Source organism: Nocardia salmonicida NBRC 13393 (assembly GCF_001613085.1).
Lineage (GTDB): Bacteria > Actinomycetota > Actinomycetes > Mycobacteriales > Mycobacteriaceae > Nocardia > Nocardia salmonicida.
On the sequence record NZ_BDBR01000009.1, the window covers coordinates 282376 to 298380 of the forward strand.

A 16005-nucleotide genomic window follows, 5' to 3' on the forward strand; every position below is an offset into this window, starting at 1 on the left:
TCTCACTCGCGTGAGGGAGGTGGGTCCGCTCGTACGGGCGATGTGCTGGAGCCGCCCCCACCGCGACGATCAAGGGGTGACATCTACTGAAGAGGCTGTGCGCGAGAGGTTCTCCGGGCGAATCGAACATCGATGGCTCGGGCCGTCGACGATCTGGTTGATCGCCACCATCGGCTCGGCGGTGTTGTGGAGTATCGGCACCGGCCTGCATCCGATTCCCGGAATCGCCCTGCTCGCCCCACTTCCGGTGTTGTGGCTGGCCCCGCGGCAATCCGCGCCGGCGGTGTACGCGGCAGCGGCGCTGTCGTGGTTCGGCGGAAACGCGAGGTACTGGTCCTACTTCATCGATACCCTGGACCAACCTGCGACGATCCCGGTAATTCTGCTTGTCGGCGGCGCACTGACCTTCGGGGCGTGCATCGCCCTCTTTCGAAAGCTGCTGATACAGGGCAGGTTTGGATGGGCCGTGCTCGCCCTACCCGCCCTGTGGACCTCGGTGGAGTTCCTGGTCAGCATGGTCGGCGGGATCGGCGCGTGGTGGAGCATCGCGTACTCCCAGGCCGAGGTGGCGGCGATCGTGCGCGTCGCATCGATCACCGGCGTGTGGGGGATCAGCTTCCTGCTCCTTGCGGTGCCCGGCGCCGTTGCCGCGCTGATGGCCCCCGGAATCCGAACGGCACGCGGGTTGACGGTGGTCGGTGTGGCGGCGGGAGCGATGATCGTCGCCATCGGTGCAGGTCAGTGGTGTTCCGAGGCGGCAAGCGGCGGCCCGGTGACGAGGGTGGGGTTGGTCGCCGTCGCGCAGCCGCCGATGTACGTTCCGGTCGCCACGCCCGATGGTGCGCGGATGATCACCGAAGCGGTCGCCGCCGTCGACCAGCTCGCCGACCAGGGCGCCGAAGTCATCGTCTTCACCGAGAAGGCCTGGCATGCGAGACAATCCGAGCTCTGGTTGTTGCGCGACCCACTCAGCGCCGTTGCTGCTCGCCGTGGCGTCCATGTGGTCGTAGGTCTGGAACTCGAACAACCCAACGGCACTGTCAACGCCGCCATCGCCTATCCAGGCGAAACTGTCTACGCGAAGCGCTTTCTCGTCCCTGGCCTCGAATCCTCGCTCCAGCCAGGAACGACCTCGGTCCGGATTCCTGGTCGTTCCTGGGCGCTGGCGATCTGCTTCGACCTCGATCGCCCTGCCCTCGTCCGCCAGAACCGCACCGAGGGCGCGACGCTGATCCTCGCTCCCGCACTGGATTTCACCGTCGACCACTGGTTACACAGCCGAATGGCAGTACTACGAGCCGCCGAGTCGGGCATCGCCATCGCCCGCCCCGCCCAGCTCGGCGAACTGGTCGCCGTCGACGCACAGGGCACCGTGCAGGCGTCGGTCCGCACCGACCTCACCGAAACCCGCATGGCGCTCGCCGACATCCGCACCGCCGGGGATCGCACGCCTTACGTTCGCTGGGGCGACTGGTTCGCAGGATTGTCGATCATGCTCGCCGTGGCCGGTGGACTCGCTGCCCTCCGTCGTCCGGTCGCTCGACCGAGGAGACCTCGGGAATCGGTCGATCAGTCCTGATCGGGCCAGGTATCGGCGACGATCAACTTGCCCGCCGCCAGGATCAGCGCGTAGTACTCGGCGACCACACCGGACGGATAGGTCGGCCAGAACGACACCGCCCCGGTCGCCTTGTCGATGACGTACACCGATCCGCCGATCGGGATCGGCCGATCCGAGGGCGCGTGCAGCGGCGCGATCGCGAAAACGGTGAATCCGTCCGCGAATTCGACGATCTGCCGATCGTGCCCCGGTTGCTCGGCGGGGAGGTGTTCGGCCGCGAGGCGGGTGGCCTCGGCTCGGTCGACCGGCGTCTGCGCGTCGGTCGGATATGCATGGATGTCCACGTTGTTCGCTCCTCGTGGCGATTGTCGTCGCCCTGGTGCGATCGTGCTCGACTTCGCTCGAATGCGCGAGCCCGGAAAATAGAACGAGCCCGGCGTCCCTGCTCCCCCCTCCTGGAGCAGGCCCTGCCGGGCTCGCAAGAACTACTCTCCGGTACCGGCCCAGCAGGATCCTGAAGAGTCGCTTAACGCGCGGCGTTGTCATCGACGGGGTCCACGGCGATATCCCCATATGAAGGACAACTCCTGCGGTGCGCACTGTGCGCGCCTGTGTACCAGGGACGGGCTGGCCGAGGTGCTTGCCACCGATCGCGGTCTGCTGCACTGGCGGGCTGTGCGCAGTCTCGGCGATGCGGGCCTGGCCGAGCACGCGGTGCAGGAGACCCTGCTGCGCGGTTGGCGTTCCTGTCGAGACTTCGACGATCGCAAAGGCAGCGTGCGGACCTGGCTGCTGGCGATCGAACGCAACGTCATCATCGACATCCTGCGGGCCCGAGCCATTCGGCCCGGTGATGTGGGCTGGGACGACATCACCGAGGTATCGGTCTGTGGCAGACCGGATTTCGCCGACGGACTGGTCGACGGGCTGCTCGTCGATGACCTGCTGGCCAGGCTCCCGGAACCGCAGCGCGCGGCGGTGACCGAGGTGATTCTGCACGACCGCGGGTACCGGGAGGTCGCCGCGGATTTCGGTGTTCCGGTCGGCACCGTGAAGACCCGGGTGCACTACGCGTTGCGGTCCCTGCGGCAATTGCCAGAAGTTGCCTGAGAATCGTCACTGAGCGCTCATCTGGGCATCCGAACAGCGTCTTTTCATGCTTCCATCCAGTTACATTTCGGTAACTGTGCTTGCCCTGTGGTTGCCAACGTTGCAAGAGTGAACCACTGGGTTTGGTGTTACCAGGTGTTACCAATGGGAAGGGAGGGGTGCTCCGGTCCCGGAGCACCGACCGAACATGCAACCAAACATCATCAAGGCCGGAATCTGCTCTACCGTCTCCGCCGCGGTGGTGGTGTCGCTGTCGGGATTGATCCCCGTGACCGCCCACGCCGCTCCTGAACCGGCGACCAGCGCGCAGCTCGCCGGTAAGACGATCTTCCTCGACCCCGGTCACCAGGGGTCGGCGCATTCGGAGGACCTGAGCCGCCAGGTCGACAACGGCCGCGGCGGCACCAAGGACTGCCAGACCACCGGCATGACCTCGCTCAACGGCATCCCCGAGCACACCATCAACTGGGACGTGGCCCAGCTCGTGCGGGCGTCCCTGGAGGCGCTGGGCGCCGAAGTGGTGCTGAGCCGTGCCGACGACACCGGGTGGGGCGGCTGCGTCGACGATCGCGCCCGCGCCGCCAACCAGTCCGGCGCCGACGTGGCGGTGAGCATTCACGCCGACAGCGCGGGCCCCGACCAGCACGGATTCCACATGATCGTGCCGCAGCTCCCCATCCCCGACTCGATCGCCGACAAGGCGCAGTCCGGCGGCGGGCGACTCGTGTCGAGCGCGGTCCGTGACGCCTACCTGGCAGCGGGCTTCTCGCCCGCGAACTACGCGGGCGTCAAAGGGGGTCTGCAGACCCGCGAGGATGTGGCAGGCCCGGCGCTGACGCAGGTGCCGCTGGTGTTCGTCGAGATGGGCAACGGCGCCAATGTCGGCGATGCCGCTCGGCTGGAATCGCGCGAAGGTCAGCTCGAGCACGCGGTCGCCATCGCGACCGGCGTCGTCGGGTTCCTGCTGAACAAGCCGATCCCCGCCTACGCCGCCGCCCCTGGGCGGGTGCCGGTCGCGACCACCACACAGACACCCAAGCGCGCACCCGCTGTCGACCCAGCGCCGACCACTGACGCACCCGCGCCGCCGGCCGCGAACCAAAACGGCGCGTCCGTCCCTGACGGGGACCCCAGTGGTGCGGGAACGCCCGCCGAGGGCACGAATGGGGCTTCGGCGCCCACCACCACCGCCCCGGCTGACTCTTCGCAGCCCTCGAAGAAGCCCGGAGGGACCACGGGGTCGACCCCGGAGTCCCAGACGTCGGCTCCGACCTCGACGACAGCGGCCCCGCACGCGGTCGCCCCGGCGCAGGTTCCCGCACCCGAGCAGGCACCGGCTGATCCGCCCGCGCTGCCCAGTGGCGCGAGCGACCAGACGGCGCCGACCCAGGATCCGGCCCCTGCCGACGCCAACGGTCCCGCGACCGGCGCACCGATCCCCGCACGATCCCCGATCGCCGATCCGGTACCGGTGGCCCCCGTCCGCACCGCGGCCCCCGGCGACCCGCCCCGCACGACGTCACCCCAGGCGCCCGCCGCACCCGCTCCGAAGAAGCGCGGCACCACACCCAAAACCGAGGCGGCGCCCGAAGAGTCCGAGCTCGATCTGAGCACCCTCGGCGGCCCGATCACCACCGTCATGACGCTGCTCATGCCTTTGGCCCAGGCCCTCGGCATGGACGAATCAACCATTCCCGGCCAGCTGATCAATCTGGTGTACACCCTGGTGGGCATGGTTTTCGGTCCGTCCTGACAGTTCACCGCACCCACGCCGCCCACTCCTGATCCAGGGGTGGGCGGCGTGCTGTGCGACTGGGGGCAGGTGGCACCATGGGTGCGGTGATTCCTGTCGTGATCGTTGCTGGGTTTCTCGGTTCAGGGAAGACGACCCTGCTCAACTACCTGCTGCGCAACAATCGGGGAACCCGGATCGGGGTGGTGGTCAACGACTTCGGGGCCGTGAACATCGACGCGATGCTGGTGGCGGGGCAGGTCGACGCGATGGTGTCGCTCGGCAACGGGTGCGTGTGCTGCGCGGTGGACGTGTCCGAACTCGACGATCTGTTCGCGCAGCTGGCGCAACCGCGCAGTGCGGTGGATGTGATCGTGGTGGAGGCGAGCGGACTGGCCGAGCCTCGCAACCTGATCCGCATGGTGATCGCCAACCCGAACCCGCGTATCGCCTACGGCGGATTGGTCGAAGTGGTCGATGCCGAGCAGTTCACCGCCACCAGCGCGCAGCATCCGGAGCTGGTGACCCATCTGCGGATGGCGGATCTGGTGCTGGTGAACAAGGCGGACCGCGTCGGACCCGAGGCGCTGGCCGGTCTGCGGGCGCAGTTGGCCGACTGGGTCGGGCAGGTGCCGGTCTATGCGACGACGCACGGCCGTATCGATCCGGGCCTGCTGTTCGACGATCGGGCGCCCGATCAGCCGAAGGTGGCCGAGCAGCTGAGTTTCGACGCACTGCTCGACGAGCACGACCACGATGATCCCGACCACCGGCATCTCCATGATGACTACGTCTCGGTGTCGTTCACGAGCGAAGTTGCCTTGAATCCCCGTGCGCTGGTGGGCTTTCTGGAGGATCCGCCGCCAGGTCTGTTCCGCGCCAAGGGTTATGTGACGTTCGCGGTGGCGGGCGAGCGACGCAAGTTCGAAGTCCACCTGGTCGGCAGACACGTGGTCTTCACCCCCGGCAGCTGGGCGCGCGGCGAGCAGCGGGTCTCGAACCTGGTGCTGATCGGCGCGGGGCTCGACGCGGACGGGGCGCTGAAACGCCTGCACGACACCGTCTTCGACGGTGAGACGCTCTTGGACGAGCAGGAGATGCTCGGCGTATGGCGTTATACCGTGCAGTGACCGTCAGCCGCAGGCGTTGACCCACTCCGAAAGTCCGTCTGCGAACAACTGCCGCTTCCAGATCGGCACCTCGTGCTTGATCCGATCGACGAGCTCGGCGCACACCGTGAACGCCTCGGCCCGATGCGGCGCGGCCACCGCGACGACGATCGCCAACCCGCCGATCGTGAGCGACCCGATCCGATGTGTCGCCGCGACCGGAAGTCCGCTCGCCTGCGCCACTTCCGCGCAGATCGCGTGGAGGAAGCGCTCGGCCTGGGGGTGCGCGGAGTACTCCAGCGACGTCACCGCCTGGCCACCGTCGTGGTTGCGCACCTTGCCGGTGAACACCACCACCGCGCCGAATTCCGGTCCGTCGACTGCGTTTTCGACGGTGAGGGGGTCGAGGTCCTGATCGCTGATGGTCGCCAGCCGAACGGCACCGAAGTCACTCATGGTTGCCGCCTCCGGCTACTTGCGCGAGCAGATGATCCAACAGCGGTTCCAGCACCGCGATCCCGTCTTTCACCCCGCCGGGCGAACCGGGCAGGTTCACGACAACGGTGCGACCGGCCAGCCCGGCGACGCCGCGACTCAGTGCGGCCAGGGGGAACTTCGCGGTCCCGCGCTGCCGGATCGCATCGGCGACACCCGGCAGCTCACGATCGAGCACGGCGCGGGTGGCCTCGGGCGTCGCATCGGTGGGGGAGGCGCCGGTGCCGCCGGTGGTCACCACCAGCGCGGGCGCCGCGCTCAGCGCGTCGGCCAGCCCGGCGGCGATCTCCGCATCGGCGTAGACCAGCGGCCCACGGACCGAAAACCCTTGTGCGGTCAGCCAATCGACGAGGACGGGGCCGGTGGTGTCGGTGCGGGTTCCCGCCGCGGTGCCGGTGGACGCGACGACCACGACTGCTGTCCGTGAAAAGGTCTGGGCGTCAGCTGATTCCGTCGCCCTGGGCGTCGACATCGGGGTCTCGACACCACCACCCGCGTTCACCTGCGCCAACCGGTCGAGCGCCGGTGCGCCGGTGTCGGAACGACTCTCCGGCCGCACCCAATGCCCGTGCTTTCCACCCTCTTTGGTGACGAGCCGGACCCCGTTCATCACCGCGGCGGGGTCCACCGCCTTCACCATGTCGTGCAAGGTGAGCCCCGCGACGGCCACCGCCGTCAGCGCTTCCATCTCGACGCCGGTCGGACCCTTCGTCTTGGCGGTCGCCTCGACGGTGATGGTCGTCTCGGTGAAACCGAACTCCACCTTCACCGACGACAGCGCCAGCTGATGACACAGCGGGATCAGCTCGGAAGTCTTTTTCGCACCGGCGATTCCGGCCAACCGCGCAGTCGACAACACATCGGCCTTCGGCATGCCCTCGGCCCGCACCAACGCGATCACCTCGGCGGTGGTCTGCAATTCGCCTGCGGCGACAGCGATCCGGGTGGTGTCGGCTTTCGCGCTGACATCGACCATGCGCGCGCGACCCTCGCGGTCGACGTGGGACAACTCGCTCATAACGACAAGATTCGCACAGGGACACCGGCGGCCAGCGAGGTGACCTCGGCGGGAACATCGACGAGCACATCGGCCCAGGCCATCGCCGCGATGAGGTGTGAGCCGGGCCCCGAGATCACTTCGACCCCGTCCTCGGTCAACAGGCCGCGCAAATATTGGCGACGACCGGCAGGGGAGCGCAGCGGCGTGCGCAGGGTCGTTTCGCCGCTCACGAGTTCCGGCAGTCCGGACAGCGCGCGCACGGCGGGGCGCGCGAACACCGCGTACGACACCATCGTGCTCACCGGATTGCCGGGGAAACTGAGCACGGGGACCTCGTCGACCACCGTGTAGCCCTGCGGTCCGCCGGGTTGCACCGCGACCGAGCCGAACGTCCCGCCGAGCGGACCCAGCACATCCTTGACGACCTCGAAGTCGCCCTTGGACACGCCGCCGGAGGTGAAGACCACGTCGGCGGCGGCGGTCGCGGCGTTCAGCACCGAGGTGAACACCGCGGGGTCGTCGGTGCTGTGCGCGACCTCGACCACCTCGACACCGTCGGCCCGCAGTGCCGCGGCCAGGGCGATGCCGTTCGAGTTGTAGATCTGTCCCGGCGCCAACACGCTGCCCGCGGGCTGGAGTTCGTCACCGGTCGTGATGCAGACCGCACGTAATCGACTCAGCACCGGCACAGTAGCCAGGCCGACAGCGGCCAGCGCCGCGATATGGCGGGGGGCGAGCACCGTGCCCGCCCGCGCGACGAGCTCACCGGTCCGCACATCGGTGCCGGCTTCGCGCACGAATTCGCCGCGCCCACGTCCACGTTCGACCACGATCCGCCCGTCACCGGCCTGCACATCCTCGACCGGCACCACACAATCGGCACCGGGCGGCATCGGCGCACCGGTCATCACCTTCACCGCCGAGCCGACGGGCAGCGCGTCGGTGCCCGGCTTACCCGCCGCCACCACGCCGACAACGGGCAGCGTGACCGGCGTGACGGCCACATCGGCCGCGCGCACCGCGTATCCGTCCATCGCCGAGTTACGGAACACCGGCAGGTCGATCGGCGACACCACATCGGCCGACAGCGTGCGGCCGAGCGCGTCGGGCACCGCCACCTGTTCATCGGGGCGGTCGGCGAGCGGGGCCAGCAGCGCGGCGACGGTGTCGCGGTACTCGTCGACGCTGCGTGCCGACGCGGTAGCGGGCCGGGGAGTCATGCTGCCAGCTTAATCTCCGCCGTCCGGGCCGGTCGGGGTCGCATTGCTCACGGTGGGGGCTTGCCTGTGGTGAGCTGACGAGTTCGCGAAGAATCGGCCCGGCGCAGGGAATGTGACGGGCCTTACGGGTCATACTGTAGAGATGACGCTGGTCGAGATGGGGATACCCGCCGTGCGATCGGAGCGGCCGTCCCTGGACGGCAGGCCCGAGACGCCGTTCCTCGTCGACCGTTTCGGCCGGATCGCCCGCGACCTACGCGTGTCCATCACCGAGAAATGCTCGCTGCGCTGCACCTATTGCATGCCGGAGGAGGGCCTCCCGCCGATTCCGCGCCAGGAACTGCTCACCGCCGACGAGATCGTGCGGCTGGTGTCGCTGGCCGTGCGCGAGCTGGGTGTGCGGGAGGTGCGGTTCACCGGCGGCGAACCGCTGATGCGCCGCGAGCTGGAACAGATCATCGCGGGCTGTCATGCGGCGGTGCCCGGCACCCCGCTGGCCATGACCACCAACGGCGTCGGCCTCGAACACCGCATCCACAAGCTCGCGGCGGCAGGCCTGACCAGAGTCAATGTCTCCCTCGACACCGTCGACCGGGAGGATTTCACCCGTCTCACCCGCCGCGACCGCCTGGAATCGGTGCTCAACGGCATCCGGGCCGCGCGCGACGCGGGCATGGCGCCGGTGAAGGTCAACGCCGTGCTGATGCGCCAGAATCTGGCGGGCGCGGCCGACCTGCTCGCGTGGTGCCTGGCCGAACAGTGCGAGCTGCGCTTCATCGAGGAAATGCCCCTCGACGCCGACCACGAGTGGGCTCGCGATCACATGGTGACCGCCGCCGACCTCCTCGATGTCCTCGGCGAGCGCTTCACCCTGACTCCCACCACCCGCGTCGACCCCTCGGCTCCGGCCGAGAAATGGCTGGTCGACGGCGGACCGGCGACCGTCGGCATCATCGCCACGGTCACCCGCAAGTTCTGCGACAGCTGCGACCGTACCCGGCTCACCGCCGATGGCATGCTGCGCTCGTGCCTGTTCAGCGACCAGGAGTTCGACGTGCGGTCCGTGCTGCGAGCAGGCGCCGACGACGACGAGGTCGCCGAGCTGTGGCGTGGCGCGATGTGGCAGAAATGGGCCGGTCACGGTATCGACGCCGCCGGTTTCGTCCCCCCGGAACGCACGATGGGAGCCATTGGTGGTTGAGGTCCGCTATTTCGCCGCCATCGCCGACGCGGTCGGCAAGAACACCGAATCCCTGGACCTACCCGACGGCGCCACCGTCGCCGACCTACGGGCGACCCTCGCCGCCACCTACGGTTCCGACGTCGACGGCCTGGTCGGCGTCTGCGCCTTCCTCATCGGTGACGAACTCACGCGCGACCCGTCGGCCATGCTGCGCGACCGCGTCGACGTACTGCCCCCGTTCGCCGGGGGCTAGTCGCGCATGGTCCAGAGCAAGGCCCCGATGTGGCGACCTACCTCGCCGAACTCCCCGCCCACCGGCGCGGGGCGCTGACCAGGCTGCGTGCGCTGTGCCTGGCGGAGCTGACCGGCTTCAGCGAGGTGATGTCCTACGGCATGCCCGCCTACGAGCGCGACGGCATCGGCGAGGTCGCCTTCGCCGGTCAGAAGCAGTACATCTCGTTCTACCTGCTTCGCTTCGACGTGCGTGCGGCCTTCGCCGATCGCCTCGCGAGCCAGGACATGGGCAAGGGATGCCTGCGCTTCCGCAAGGAACCGGACTACGAACTCATTCGGGACCTGTTGCGCGCCACCGCATCCGGTGAGGGCGCGGCGATCTGTTGATCTAGTGGGCGCCGGTTCGGTGCATTCGGCTAGCGCCACCAGGTGTCGAGCGGGGTGACCGGGACGGTGCGCTTGTGGCGGGTGTTGGTGAAGATCGACTCCACCCGCGTGGCCACCTCGGGGGTGACGTCCTTGCCTTCGAGGTAGTCGTCGATCTCGGCGTAGCGCAGGCCGAGCGCGTCCTCGTCGGCGAGGGCGGGACGGTCGTCCTCGAGGTCGGCGGTGGGGACCTTGGACCAGATGCTCGACGGGGCGCCGAGTTCTTGCAGCAGGGCCGCGCCCTGACGCTTGGTGAGACCGGTGAGGGGAGTCAGGTCGACACCGCCGTCGCCGAACTTGGTGAAGAATCCGGTGACCGCTTCGGCCGCGTGATCGGTGCCGACCACCAGCAGGCTTTCCTGGCCCGCGAGGGCGTACTGGGCGACCATCCGCTCGCGCGCCTTGATGTTGCCGCGCACGAAGTCGCGCAACCGCTCGTGATCCAGCGCGCCCGCGACCTCGATGCCCACGGCGTCGGCGCTGGGGCGGATGTTCACCACGACCGTGCGATCGGGGTCGACGAAGTTCAACGCGATCTGCGCGTCGTGCTCGTCGGCCTGCATGCCGTAGGGCAGCCGTACCGCCAGGAATTTCGCCTCGACGCCCTCGGCCCGCAGCTCCTCGACGGCGAGCTGGCACAGCCGACCGGCCAGCGCGCTGTCCTGTCCGCCACTGATCCCTAGGGCGAACCCTTTGGCCGGGGTGGTGGCCAGGTAGTCCTTCAGGAAGTCGACGCGCTGCCGGACCTCCTGCTTCGGCTCGATCTCGGGCTGTACACCCAATTCGGCAATGATCTGTTCACGCAGTGTCCCCATGCCGTCTCACTCTACTTGTGGGGCAGGGGAAATGACCCGGCGAACCAGCCATTCCCAGTTGTCGCCGATCTGCTCGCGCGAGTAACCCAGCACCTCGACCTGGTGGATGATCAGCGCCGCCGACAGCGTGGACAGCAGCGAGTCGGCGATCAGCGCGACTTCACCGTCGACCCCGGCCGCGCGCAGCAGCAGCGTGACGTGCGCCTTGTGCAGGGCGTACGGCCCGCCGCCGAAACGCCCGTTCTCCTCGGCGGCCCGATGCAGATCGCCCTCGACCTCGACATCGAGCAGCCGAGTCCGCCCGAACGCGATCAGCCGCTCGACCGGGTTCGCTTCGGGGCCGAGCGGCGCCGGGCCGAACATGAACGCGGCCTGGAACTTCTGCTCGGAATGATCCAGCAGCGCCAGCATCAGCCCGGTGCGATTGCCGAATCGGCGAAAGACCGTGCCCTTGCCCACTCCCGCGCGCTTGGCCAGGGCGTCCATCGTCAGACCGTCGACGCCGTGCTCACGCACCAACTGCTGGGCCGCGTCGAGCAGCAGGGCGCGATTGCGCGCGGCATCGGCACGTTCGACGGGTTCCGCGCTGCCGGGCAGCGGCTGTCCGATCCCCAGCAGGGGCGGTTCGTCGGATCTGGGTGTGCCGTAGCTCACGCCGCTCACACGTCCTCCGCGGGAAGTAATCGGACCGAGGTCCGGTTATTGTCGGATGAAACTTGGATCATTCCACTGAGTACACCAGGAGTCGCAATGAGCGAGACCCGCATCCTTACTCTCGTCGGAAGCCTGCGCGCGGGCTCCATCAATCGCCGCCTGGCCGAGGCTGCCGTGCAGACCGCGCCCGCCGACGTCGACATCACCATCTACGAGGGTCTCGGCGAGATCCCGTTCTACAACGAAGACCTCGATGTGCCCGACGCCGTGCCCGCGCAGGCCGCCGCGCTGCGTGCCGCCGTCGCCGCGGCCGATGCCGTCCTGCTGGTCACTCCCGAATACAACGGCACCCTGCCCGCCGTGCTGAAGAACGCCATCGACTGGGCCTCGCGTCCGTACGGCGCCGGCTCGATCAAGGGTAAGCCGGTCGCCGTGGTGAGCGCGTCGATCAGCCCGAACGCCGCGGCGTGGGCGCACGGCGACACCGTCAAGTCCGTGGGCGTGGCGGGCGGCGTCGTCGTCGAGTCGGCGCACGCGCAGTTCGCGACCATCGGCGAGCGTTTCGCGCAGACTCATCCGACTGAGGACGCCGAGGCGCTGACCCAGCTCGGCGCGACCGTCCACGAGTTGGTCGCCGCGGTGAACGGCACTTTGGTCTCGGCGTAAGCTGGGCGTTCGGCAGGGCGTCGCATCCGTCACGGATGCGACGCCCTTCGGCTGTCCACGGGGTTTGCTGAAGACTCGCCGGTAGATGAAATCGTGATCTGAACCACTGTTTTCCCTGCTGGCCGGTGGCCCGTCCTGGGACTTACCGCGTGGGAATTACATCCGTGCGACTCGCAACACCTTGTGTTGTTCCCATCTGTCGGACACTAGGTGTAGTGTCTGTCGTACTGGAAGACGGTGTGAAGCCACCACTGATCGGGCCCAAGGGAAGGGGTTGCGAGCAGGGCTTTCTTCGCTAGATCCAGGAGTTTGCGCAGCATCACCCGTTCGTGCATTGCATACGGATCACAGGCTGTGGATCAGGCATAGGAGAGAGGGACTTCCATCATGACCATCACCGTGTACACCAAGCCCGCTTGCGTGCAGTGCAACGCCACCTACAAGGCGCTCGACAAGGTCGGGGTGGACTACGAAGTCATCGACATCTCGGAGAACGACGAGGCGCGTGATTTCGTCATGGCACTGGGCTACCTGCAGGCGCCGGTCGTCGTCGCGGGTGAGGATCACTGGTCGGGCTTCCGTCCCGACCGCATCAAGTCGCTCGCCGTCGCGGCTGCCTAGTTCGCGCCGGTTCGCCGGTAAGGAGGCGCCATGCCCGAGCAGATGTCTCCGGGCGGGCTGGTCTACTTCTCCAGCGCCTCGGAGAACACCCATCGTTTCGTCGAGAAGCTCGGTCTCCCGGCTACTCGACTTCCACTGCACACATCATCTGATCCGCCGCGGATCGACGAACCCTACGTGCTGATCACCCCCACCTATGGCGGTGGTCGGCACGTCATGGGTGGACAGCGTCCCGACAAGGACCTCGTTCCGCGGCAAGTCGCCAAGTTCCTCAACGACCCACACAACCGCGCGCTGCTGCGCGGGGTGATCGCGGCCGGCAACACGAACTTCGGCGATACCTATTGCGTTGCAGGAGACATCATCTCGCAAAAATGCGGGGTGCCGTATCTGTATCGCTTCGAACTCATGGGAACCGCTGAGGACGTCGCGCGCGTCCGAGAGGGATTGGGATTGTTTTGGCAACAGCAACCACAGCACCGGCAGGCAAGTCAGCACGCCTAGAGCAGTCGGCGGTGCGCGGCGAGGCGGGCGAGGTGCTCGACTACCACGCTCTCAACGCGATGTTGAACCTGTACGGCCCCAACGGTGAGATCCAGTTCGACAAGGATCGAGAGGCCGCGAACCAGTATTTCCTCCAGCACGTGAACCAGAACACGGTCTTCTTCCACAACCTGGACGAGAAGCTGGACTACCTGGTCAAGGAGAACTACTACGAGACCGAGGTGCTCGACCAGTACGGTCGCGCCTTCGTCAAGCAGCTGTTCCAGCAGGCCTACGCCAAGAAGTTCCGGTTCCCGACCTTCCTCGGCGCGTTCAAGTACTACACCTCGTACACGCTCAAGACCTTCGACGGTAAGCGCTACCTGGAGCGGTTCGAAGATCGTGTCTGCATGGTCGCGCTGACGCTGGCCGCCGGTGACGAGGTGCTCGCGAGCAACCTGGTCGACGAGATCATCGACGGCCGCTTCCAGCCCGCCACCCCCACCTTCCTCAACTCCGGCAAGAAGCAGCGCGGCGAGCCCGTGTCCTGCTTCCTGCTGCGCATCGAGGACAACATGGAGTCCATCGGGCGCTCCATCAACTCCGCGCTGCAGCTGTCCAAGCGCGGCGGCGGCGTCGCCCTGCTGCTGAGCAACATTCGTGAGCACGGCGCCCCGATCAAGAAGATCGAGAACCAGAGCTCGGGTGTCATCCCGATCATGAAGCTGCTCGAGGACTCGTTCTCCTACGCCAACCAGTTGGGTGCGCGTCAGGGCGCGGGCGCGGTGTACCTGCACGCGCACCACCCCGACATCTACCGCTTCCTCGACACCAAGCGCGAGAACGCCGACGAGAAGATCCGCATCAAGACGCTGTCGCTGGGTGTGGTGATCCCCGACATCACCTTCGAGCTGGCGAAGAAGAACGAGGACATGTACCTGTTCTCGCCGTACGACGTCGAGCGCATCTACGGTGTGCCGTTCGCCGATGTGAACGTCACCGAGAAGTACTACGAGATGGTCGACGACAAGCGCATCCGTAAGTCGAAGATCAAGGCGCGCGAGTTCTTCCAGACCATCGCCGAGCTGCAGTTCGAGTCGGGCTACCCCTACATCATGTTCGAGGACACGGTGAACCGGGCCAACCCGATCAAGGGCAAGATCACCCACTCGAACCTGTGCTCGGAGATCCTGCAGGTCTCCACCCCCTCGGAATTCAACGACGATCTGTCGTATTCCAAGGTGGGCAAGGACATTTCGTGCAACCTCGGTTCGCTCAACATCGCCAAGGCGATGGACTCGCCCGACTTCGGTCAGACCATCGAGACCTCGATCCGCGCGCTCACCGCTGTCTCGGATCAGACCCACATCTTCTCGGTGCCCTCGATCGAGCAGGGCAACAACGAGTCCCACGCCATCGGCCTCGGACAGATGAACCTGCACGGATACCTGGCGCGTGAGCGGGTCCACTACGGCTCCGAAGAAGGTGTGGATTTCACCAACATCTACTTCTACACCGTGGTCTACCACGCGATTCGGTCCTCGAACCTGATCGCCAAGGAGCGCGGCTCCTCGTTCGGTGGGTTCGCCGAATCCAAGTACGCCAGCGGCGAGTACTTCGACAAGTACACCGAGCAGGCGTGGGTGCCCAAGACCGACAAGGTGGCGCAGATGTTCGCCGAGGCCGGCGTGCGCATCCCCACCCAGGACGACTGGCGTCTGCTGAAGGCCTCGGTGCAGGAATACGGCATCTACAACCAGAACCTGCAGGCCGTGCCGCCGACGGGTTCGATCTCCTACATCAACCACTCCACCAGCTCGATCCACCCGGTGGCGTCGAAGATCGAGATCCGCAAGGAAGGCAAGATCGGCCGCGTCTACTACCCGGCCCCTTACCTGGACAACGACAATCTCGAGTACTACGACGACGCTTACGAAATCGGCTACGAGAAGATCATCGACACCTACGCCGCGGCCACCCAGCACGTGGACCAGGGCTTGTCGCTGACGCTGTTCTTCAAGGACACCGCCACCACCCGCGACCTGAACAAGGCGCAGATCTACGCGTGGCGCAAGGGCATCAAGACGCTCTACTACATCCGCCTGCGCCAGATGGCCCTCGAGGGGACCGAAGTCGAGGGTTGCGTGTCGTGCATGTTGTGAGCTGAGCTAACGATAAAGGGCGGTCTCTCTGGGAGACCGCCCTTTTCGCGTCAGGGGGCACTGTCGAAGAGGTCGAAGCAGGACCAGCCGCCGCGGAACCACTGGCCGATCAGCTGCCAGGTCGACGGGTAGGTGCCGTCGGCGTACCGCAGTCGGAGCCCGTACGAGCATTTGCCGATCGTCGTCCGGGTGAGCCGTTGGACGATCGTGCGGTGCAGGAAGGACGCGCCGAGCCAGGCGAGGATGCCGTACAGAACGGCCGTCGTGCCGGACGCGATGTACCAGGCGGTGGCGCCGATCGCGGCGTGCAGCGCCATATCGATGAGGAACGCGGGTATCACGCCGGTCTCGTCGCCGCTGGAAGTGCTTCCGGTGAGCGGGAATTCGTCCGTCGGGCGCCGACGTGTCTCGGCAGCGATGCGCCTCGGTCGCACATCGGCGCCGCGGGCGTATCCGCTGTTCCTCGTCGCGTGCCGGGGCGGTGCTGCGTTGCTCATGGGGCTCAGCGTGGTCGACACCGCTTAACAACCACCC

The 16005-nt window shown here is 67.1% G+C and carries 18 protein-coding genes; 11 read left to right on the plus strand and 7 right to left on the minus strand.

Annotation, left to right across the window (positions count from 1 at the left end):
- Positions 1-76 precede the first annotated feature (76 nt).
- Positions 77-1579: a nitrilase-related carbon-nitrogen hydrolase gene (locus tag NS1_RS11185; protein WP_169812765.1), complete on the plus strand. Its 1503-nt coding sequence runs from the start codon at positions 77-79 to the stop codon at positions 1577-1579.
- On the opposite strand, the gene NS1_RS11190 is transcribed toward NS1_RS11185, so the two are convergent.
- Positions 1570-1905 carry an SUKH-4 family immunity protein gene (locus NS1_RS11190; protein ID WP_062983919.1) on the minus strand — a complete coding sequence of 112 codons (336 nt, stop codon included), beginning with the start codon at positions 1903-1905 and terminating at the stop codon, positions 1570-1572. The genes NS1_RS11185 and NS1_RS11190 overlap by 10 nt on opposite strands.
- 229 nt (positions 1906-2134) lie before the next feature.
- Between NS1_RS11190 and NS1_RS11195 the strand changes: the two genes are divergently transcribed.
- From NS1_RS11195 to NS1_RS11205, 3 genes are all read left to right on the plus strand, one after another.
- Positions 2135-2671 (plus strand): sigma-70 family RNA polymerase sigma factor, encoded by a 537-nt coding sequence (locus NS1_RS11195; RefSeq protein ID WP_062983921.1) that lies wholly within the window; start codon positions 2135-2137, stop codon positions 2669-2671.
- Between the two features lie 187 nt (positions 2672-2858).
- Positions 2859-4424 carry an N-acetylmuramoyl-L-alanine amidase gene (locus NS1_RS42390; protein WP_062983922.1) on the plus strand — a complete coding sequence of 522 codons (1566 nt, stop codon included), beginning with the start codon at positions 2859-2861 and terminating at the stop codon, positions 4422-4424.
- Between the two features lie 77 nt (positions 4425-4501).
- The gene (locus NS1_RS11205) at positions 4502-5533 is read left to right on the plus strand and encodes a CobW family GTP-binding protein (RefSeq protein WP_062983924.1); all 1032 of its coding nucleotides are present in this window, start codon (positions 4502-4504) and stop codon (positions 5531-5533) included.
- Between the two features lie 3 nt (positions 5534-5536).
- Here NS1_RS11205 and NS1_RS11210 read toward each other — a convergent pair whose 3' ends face one another.
- From NS1_RS11210 to NS1_RS11220, 3 genes are read right to left on the minus strand one after another with little or no spacing between them, the layout of a single operon-like run.
- Positions 5537-5968, minus strand: coding sequence for a molybdenum cofactor biosynthesis protein MoaE (locus NS1_RS11210; protein ID WP_062983926.1), 432 nt, complete (start codon positions 5966-5968; stop codon positions 5537-5539).
- Entirely contained in the window at positions 5961-7025 is a 1065-nt protein-coding gene (gene moaCB / locus NS1_RS11215) for a bifunctional molybdenum cofactor biosynthesis protein MoaC/MoaB (RefSeq protein WP_062983932.1), read from the minus strand. Before moaCB ends, NS1_RS11210 begins: the two co-directional genes overlap by 8 nt.
- Entirely contained in the window at positions 7022-8227 is a 1206-nt protein-coding gene (locus tag NS1_RS11220; protein WP_062983933.1) for a molybdopterin molybdotransferase MoeA, read from the minus strand. The genes moaCB and NS1_RS11220 overlap by 4 nt, the downstream gene beginning before the upstream one ends.
- 142 nt (positions 8228-8369) lie before the next feature.
- On the opposite strand from NS1_RS11220, the gene moaA reads away from it, so the two are divergent.
- The 3 genes from moaA to NS1_RS11235 are packed head-to-tail and all read left to right on the plus strand — an operon-like array spanning position 8370 to position 10031.
- Entirely contained in the window at positions 8370-9428 is a 1059-nt protein-coding gene (gene moaA, locus NS1_RS11225; RefSeq protein WP_062983934.1) for a GTP 3',8-cyclase MoaA, read from the plus strand.
- Positions 9421-9663, plus strand: coding sequence for a MoaD/ThiS family protein (locus NS1_RS11230; protein WP_062983935.1), 243 nt, complete (start codon positions 9421-9423; stop codon positions 9661-9663). Before moaA ends, NS1_RS11230 begins: the two co-directional genes overlap by 8 nt.
- 29 nt (positions 9664-9692) lie before the next feature.
- Positions 9693-10031: an iron chaperone gene (locus NS1_RS11235; RefSeq protein WP_062983936.1), complete on the plus strand. Its 339-nt coding sequence runs from the start codon at positions 9693-9695 to the stop codon at positions 10029-10031.
- Between the two features lie 29 nt (positions 10032-10060).
- Here the strand turns inward: NS1_RS11235 and nadE are convergent, their stop codons facing one another.
- The gene (gene nadE / locus NS1_RS11240) at positions 10061-10885 is read right to left on the minus strand and encodes an NAD(+) synthase (protein ID WP_056812371.1); all 825 of its coding nucleotides are present in this window, start codon (positions 10883-10885) and stop codon (positions 10061-10063) included.
- Positions 10886-10891: 6 nt separating this feature from the next.
- Positions 10892-11539, minus strand: a complete 648-nt coding sequence (locus tag NS1_RS11245) for a TetR/AcrR family transcriptional regulator (RefSeq protein ID WP_371852075.1) — start codon at positions 11537-11539, stop codon at positions 10892-10894.
- A 96-nt stretch (positions 11540-11635) separates the two neighbouring features.
- On the opposite strand from NS1_RS11245, the gene NS1_RS11250 reads away from it, so the two are divergent.
- The 4 genes from NS1_RS11250 to nrdE all read left to right on the plus strand — a co-directional run bounded on the left by NS1_RS11250 (position 11636) and on the right by nrdE (position 15471).
- Positions 11636-12205: an NAD(P)H-dependent oxidoreductase gene (locus NS1_RS11250; RefSeq protein WP_056812368.1), complete on the plus strand. Its 570-nt coding sequence runs from the start codon at positions 11636-11638 to the stop codon at positions 12203-12205.
- Between the two features lie 387 nt (positions 12206-12592).
- Positions 12593-12826, plus strand: a complete 234-nt coding sequence (gene nrdH / locus NS1_RS11255; protein WP_062983937.1) for a glutaredoxin-like protein NrdH — start codon at positions 12593-12595, stop codon at positions 12824-12826.
- Positions 12827-12856: 30 nt separating this feature from the next.
- Complete coding sequence (gene nrdI, locus NS1_RS11260) at positions 12857-13330, plus strand: class Ib ribonucleoside-diphosphate reductase assembly flavoprotein NrdI (protein ID WP_082843882.1); 474 nt, start codon at positions 12857-12859, stop codon at positions 13328-13330.
- Positions 13331-13389: 59 nt separating this feature from the next.
- Positions 13390-15471, plus strand: a complete 2082-nt coding sequence (gene nrdE / locus NS1_RS11265; protein ID WP_235569462.1) for a class 1b ribonucleoside-diphosphate reductase subunit alpha — start codon at positions 13390-13392, stop codon at positions 15469-15471.
- A gap of 50 nt (positions 15472-15521) precedes the next feature.
- Here nrdE and NS1_RS11270 read toward each other — a convergent pair whose 3' ends face one another.
- A complete protein-coding gene (locus NS1_RS11270) occupies positions 15522-15968 on the minus strand; it encodes an RDD family protein (protein WP_062983938.1) in 447 nt (148 codons plus the stop codon).
- Between the last annotated feature and the right edge of the window lie 37 nt (positions 15969-16005).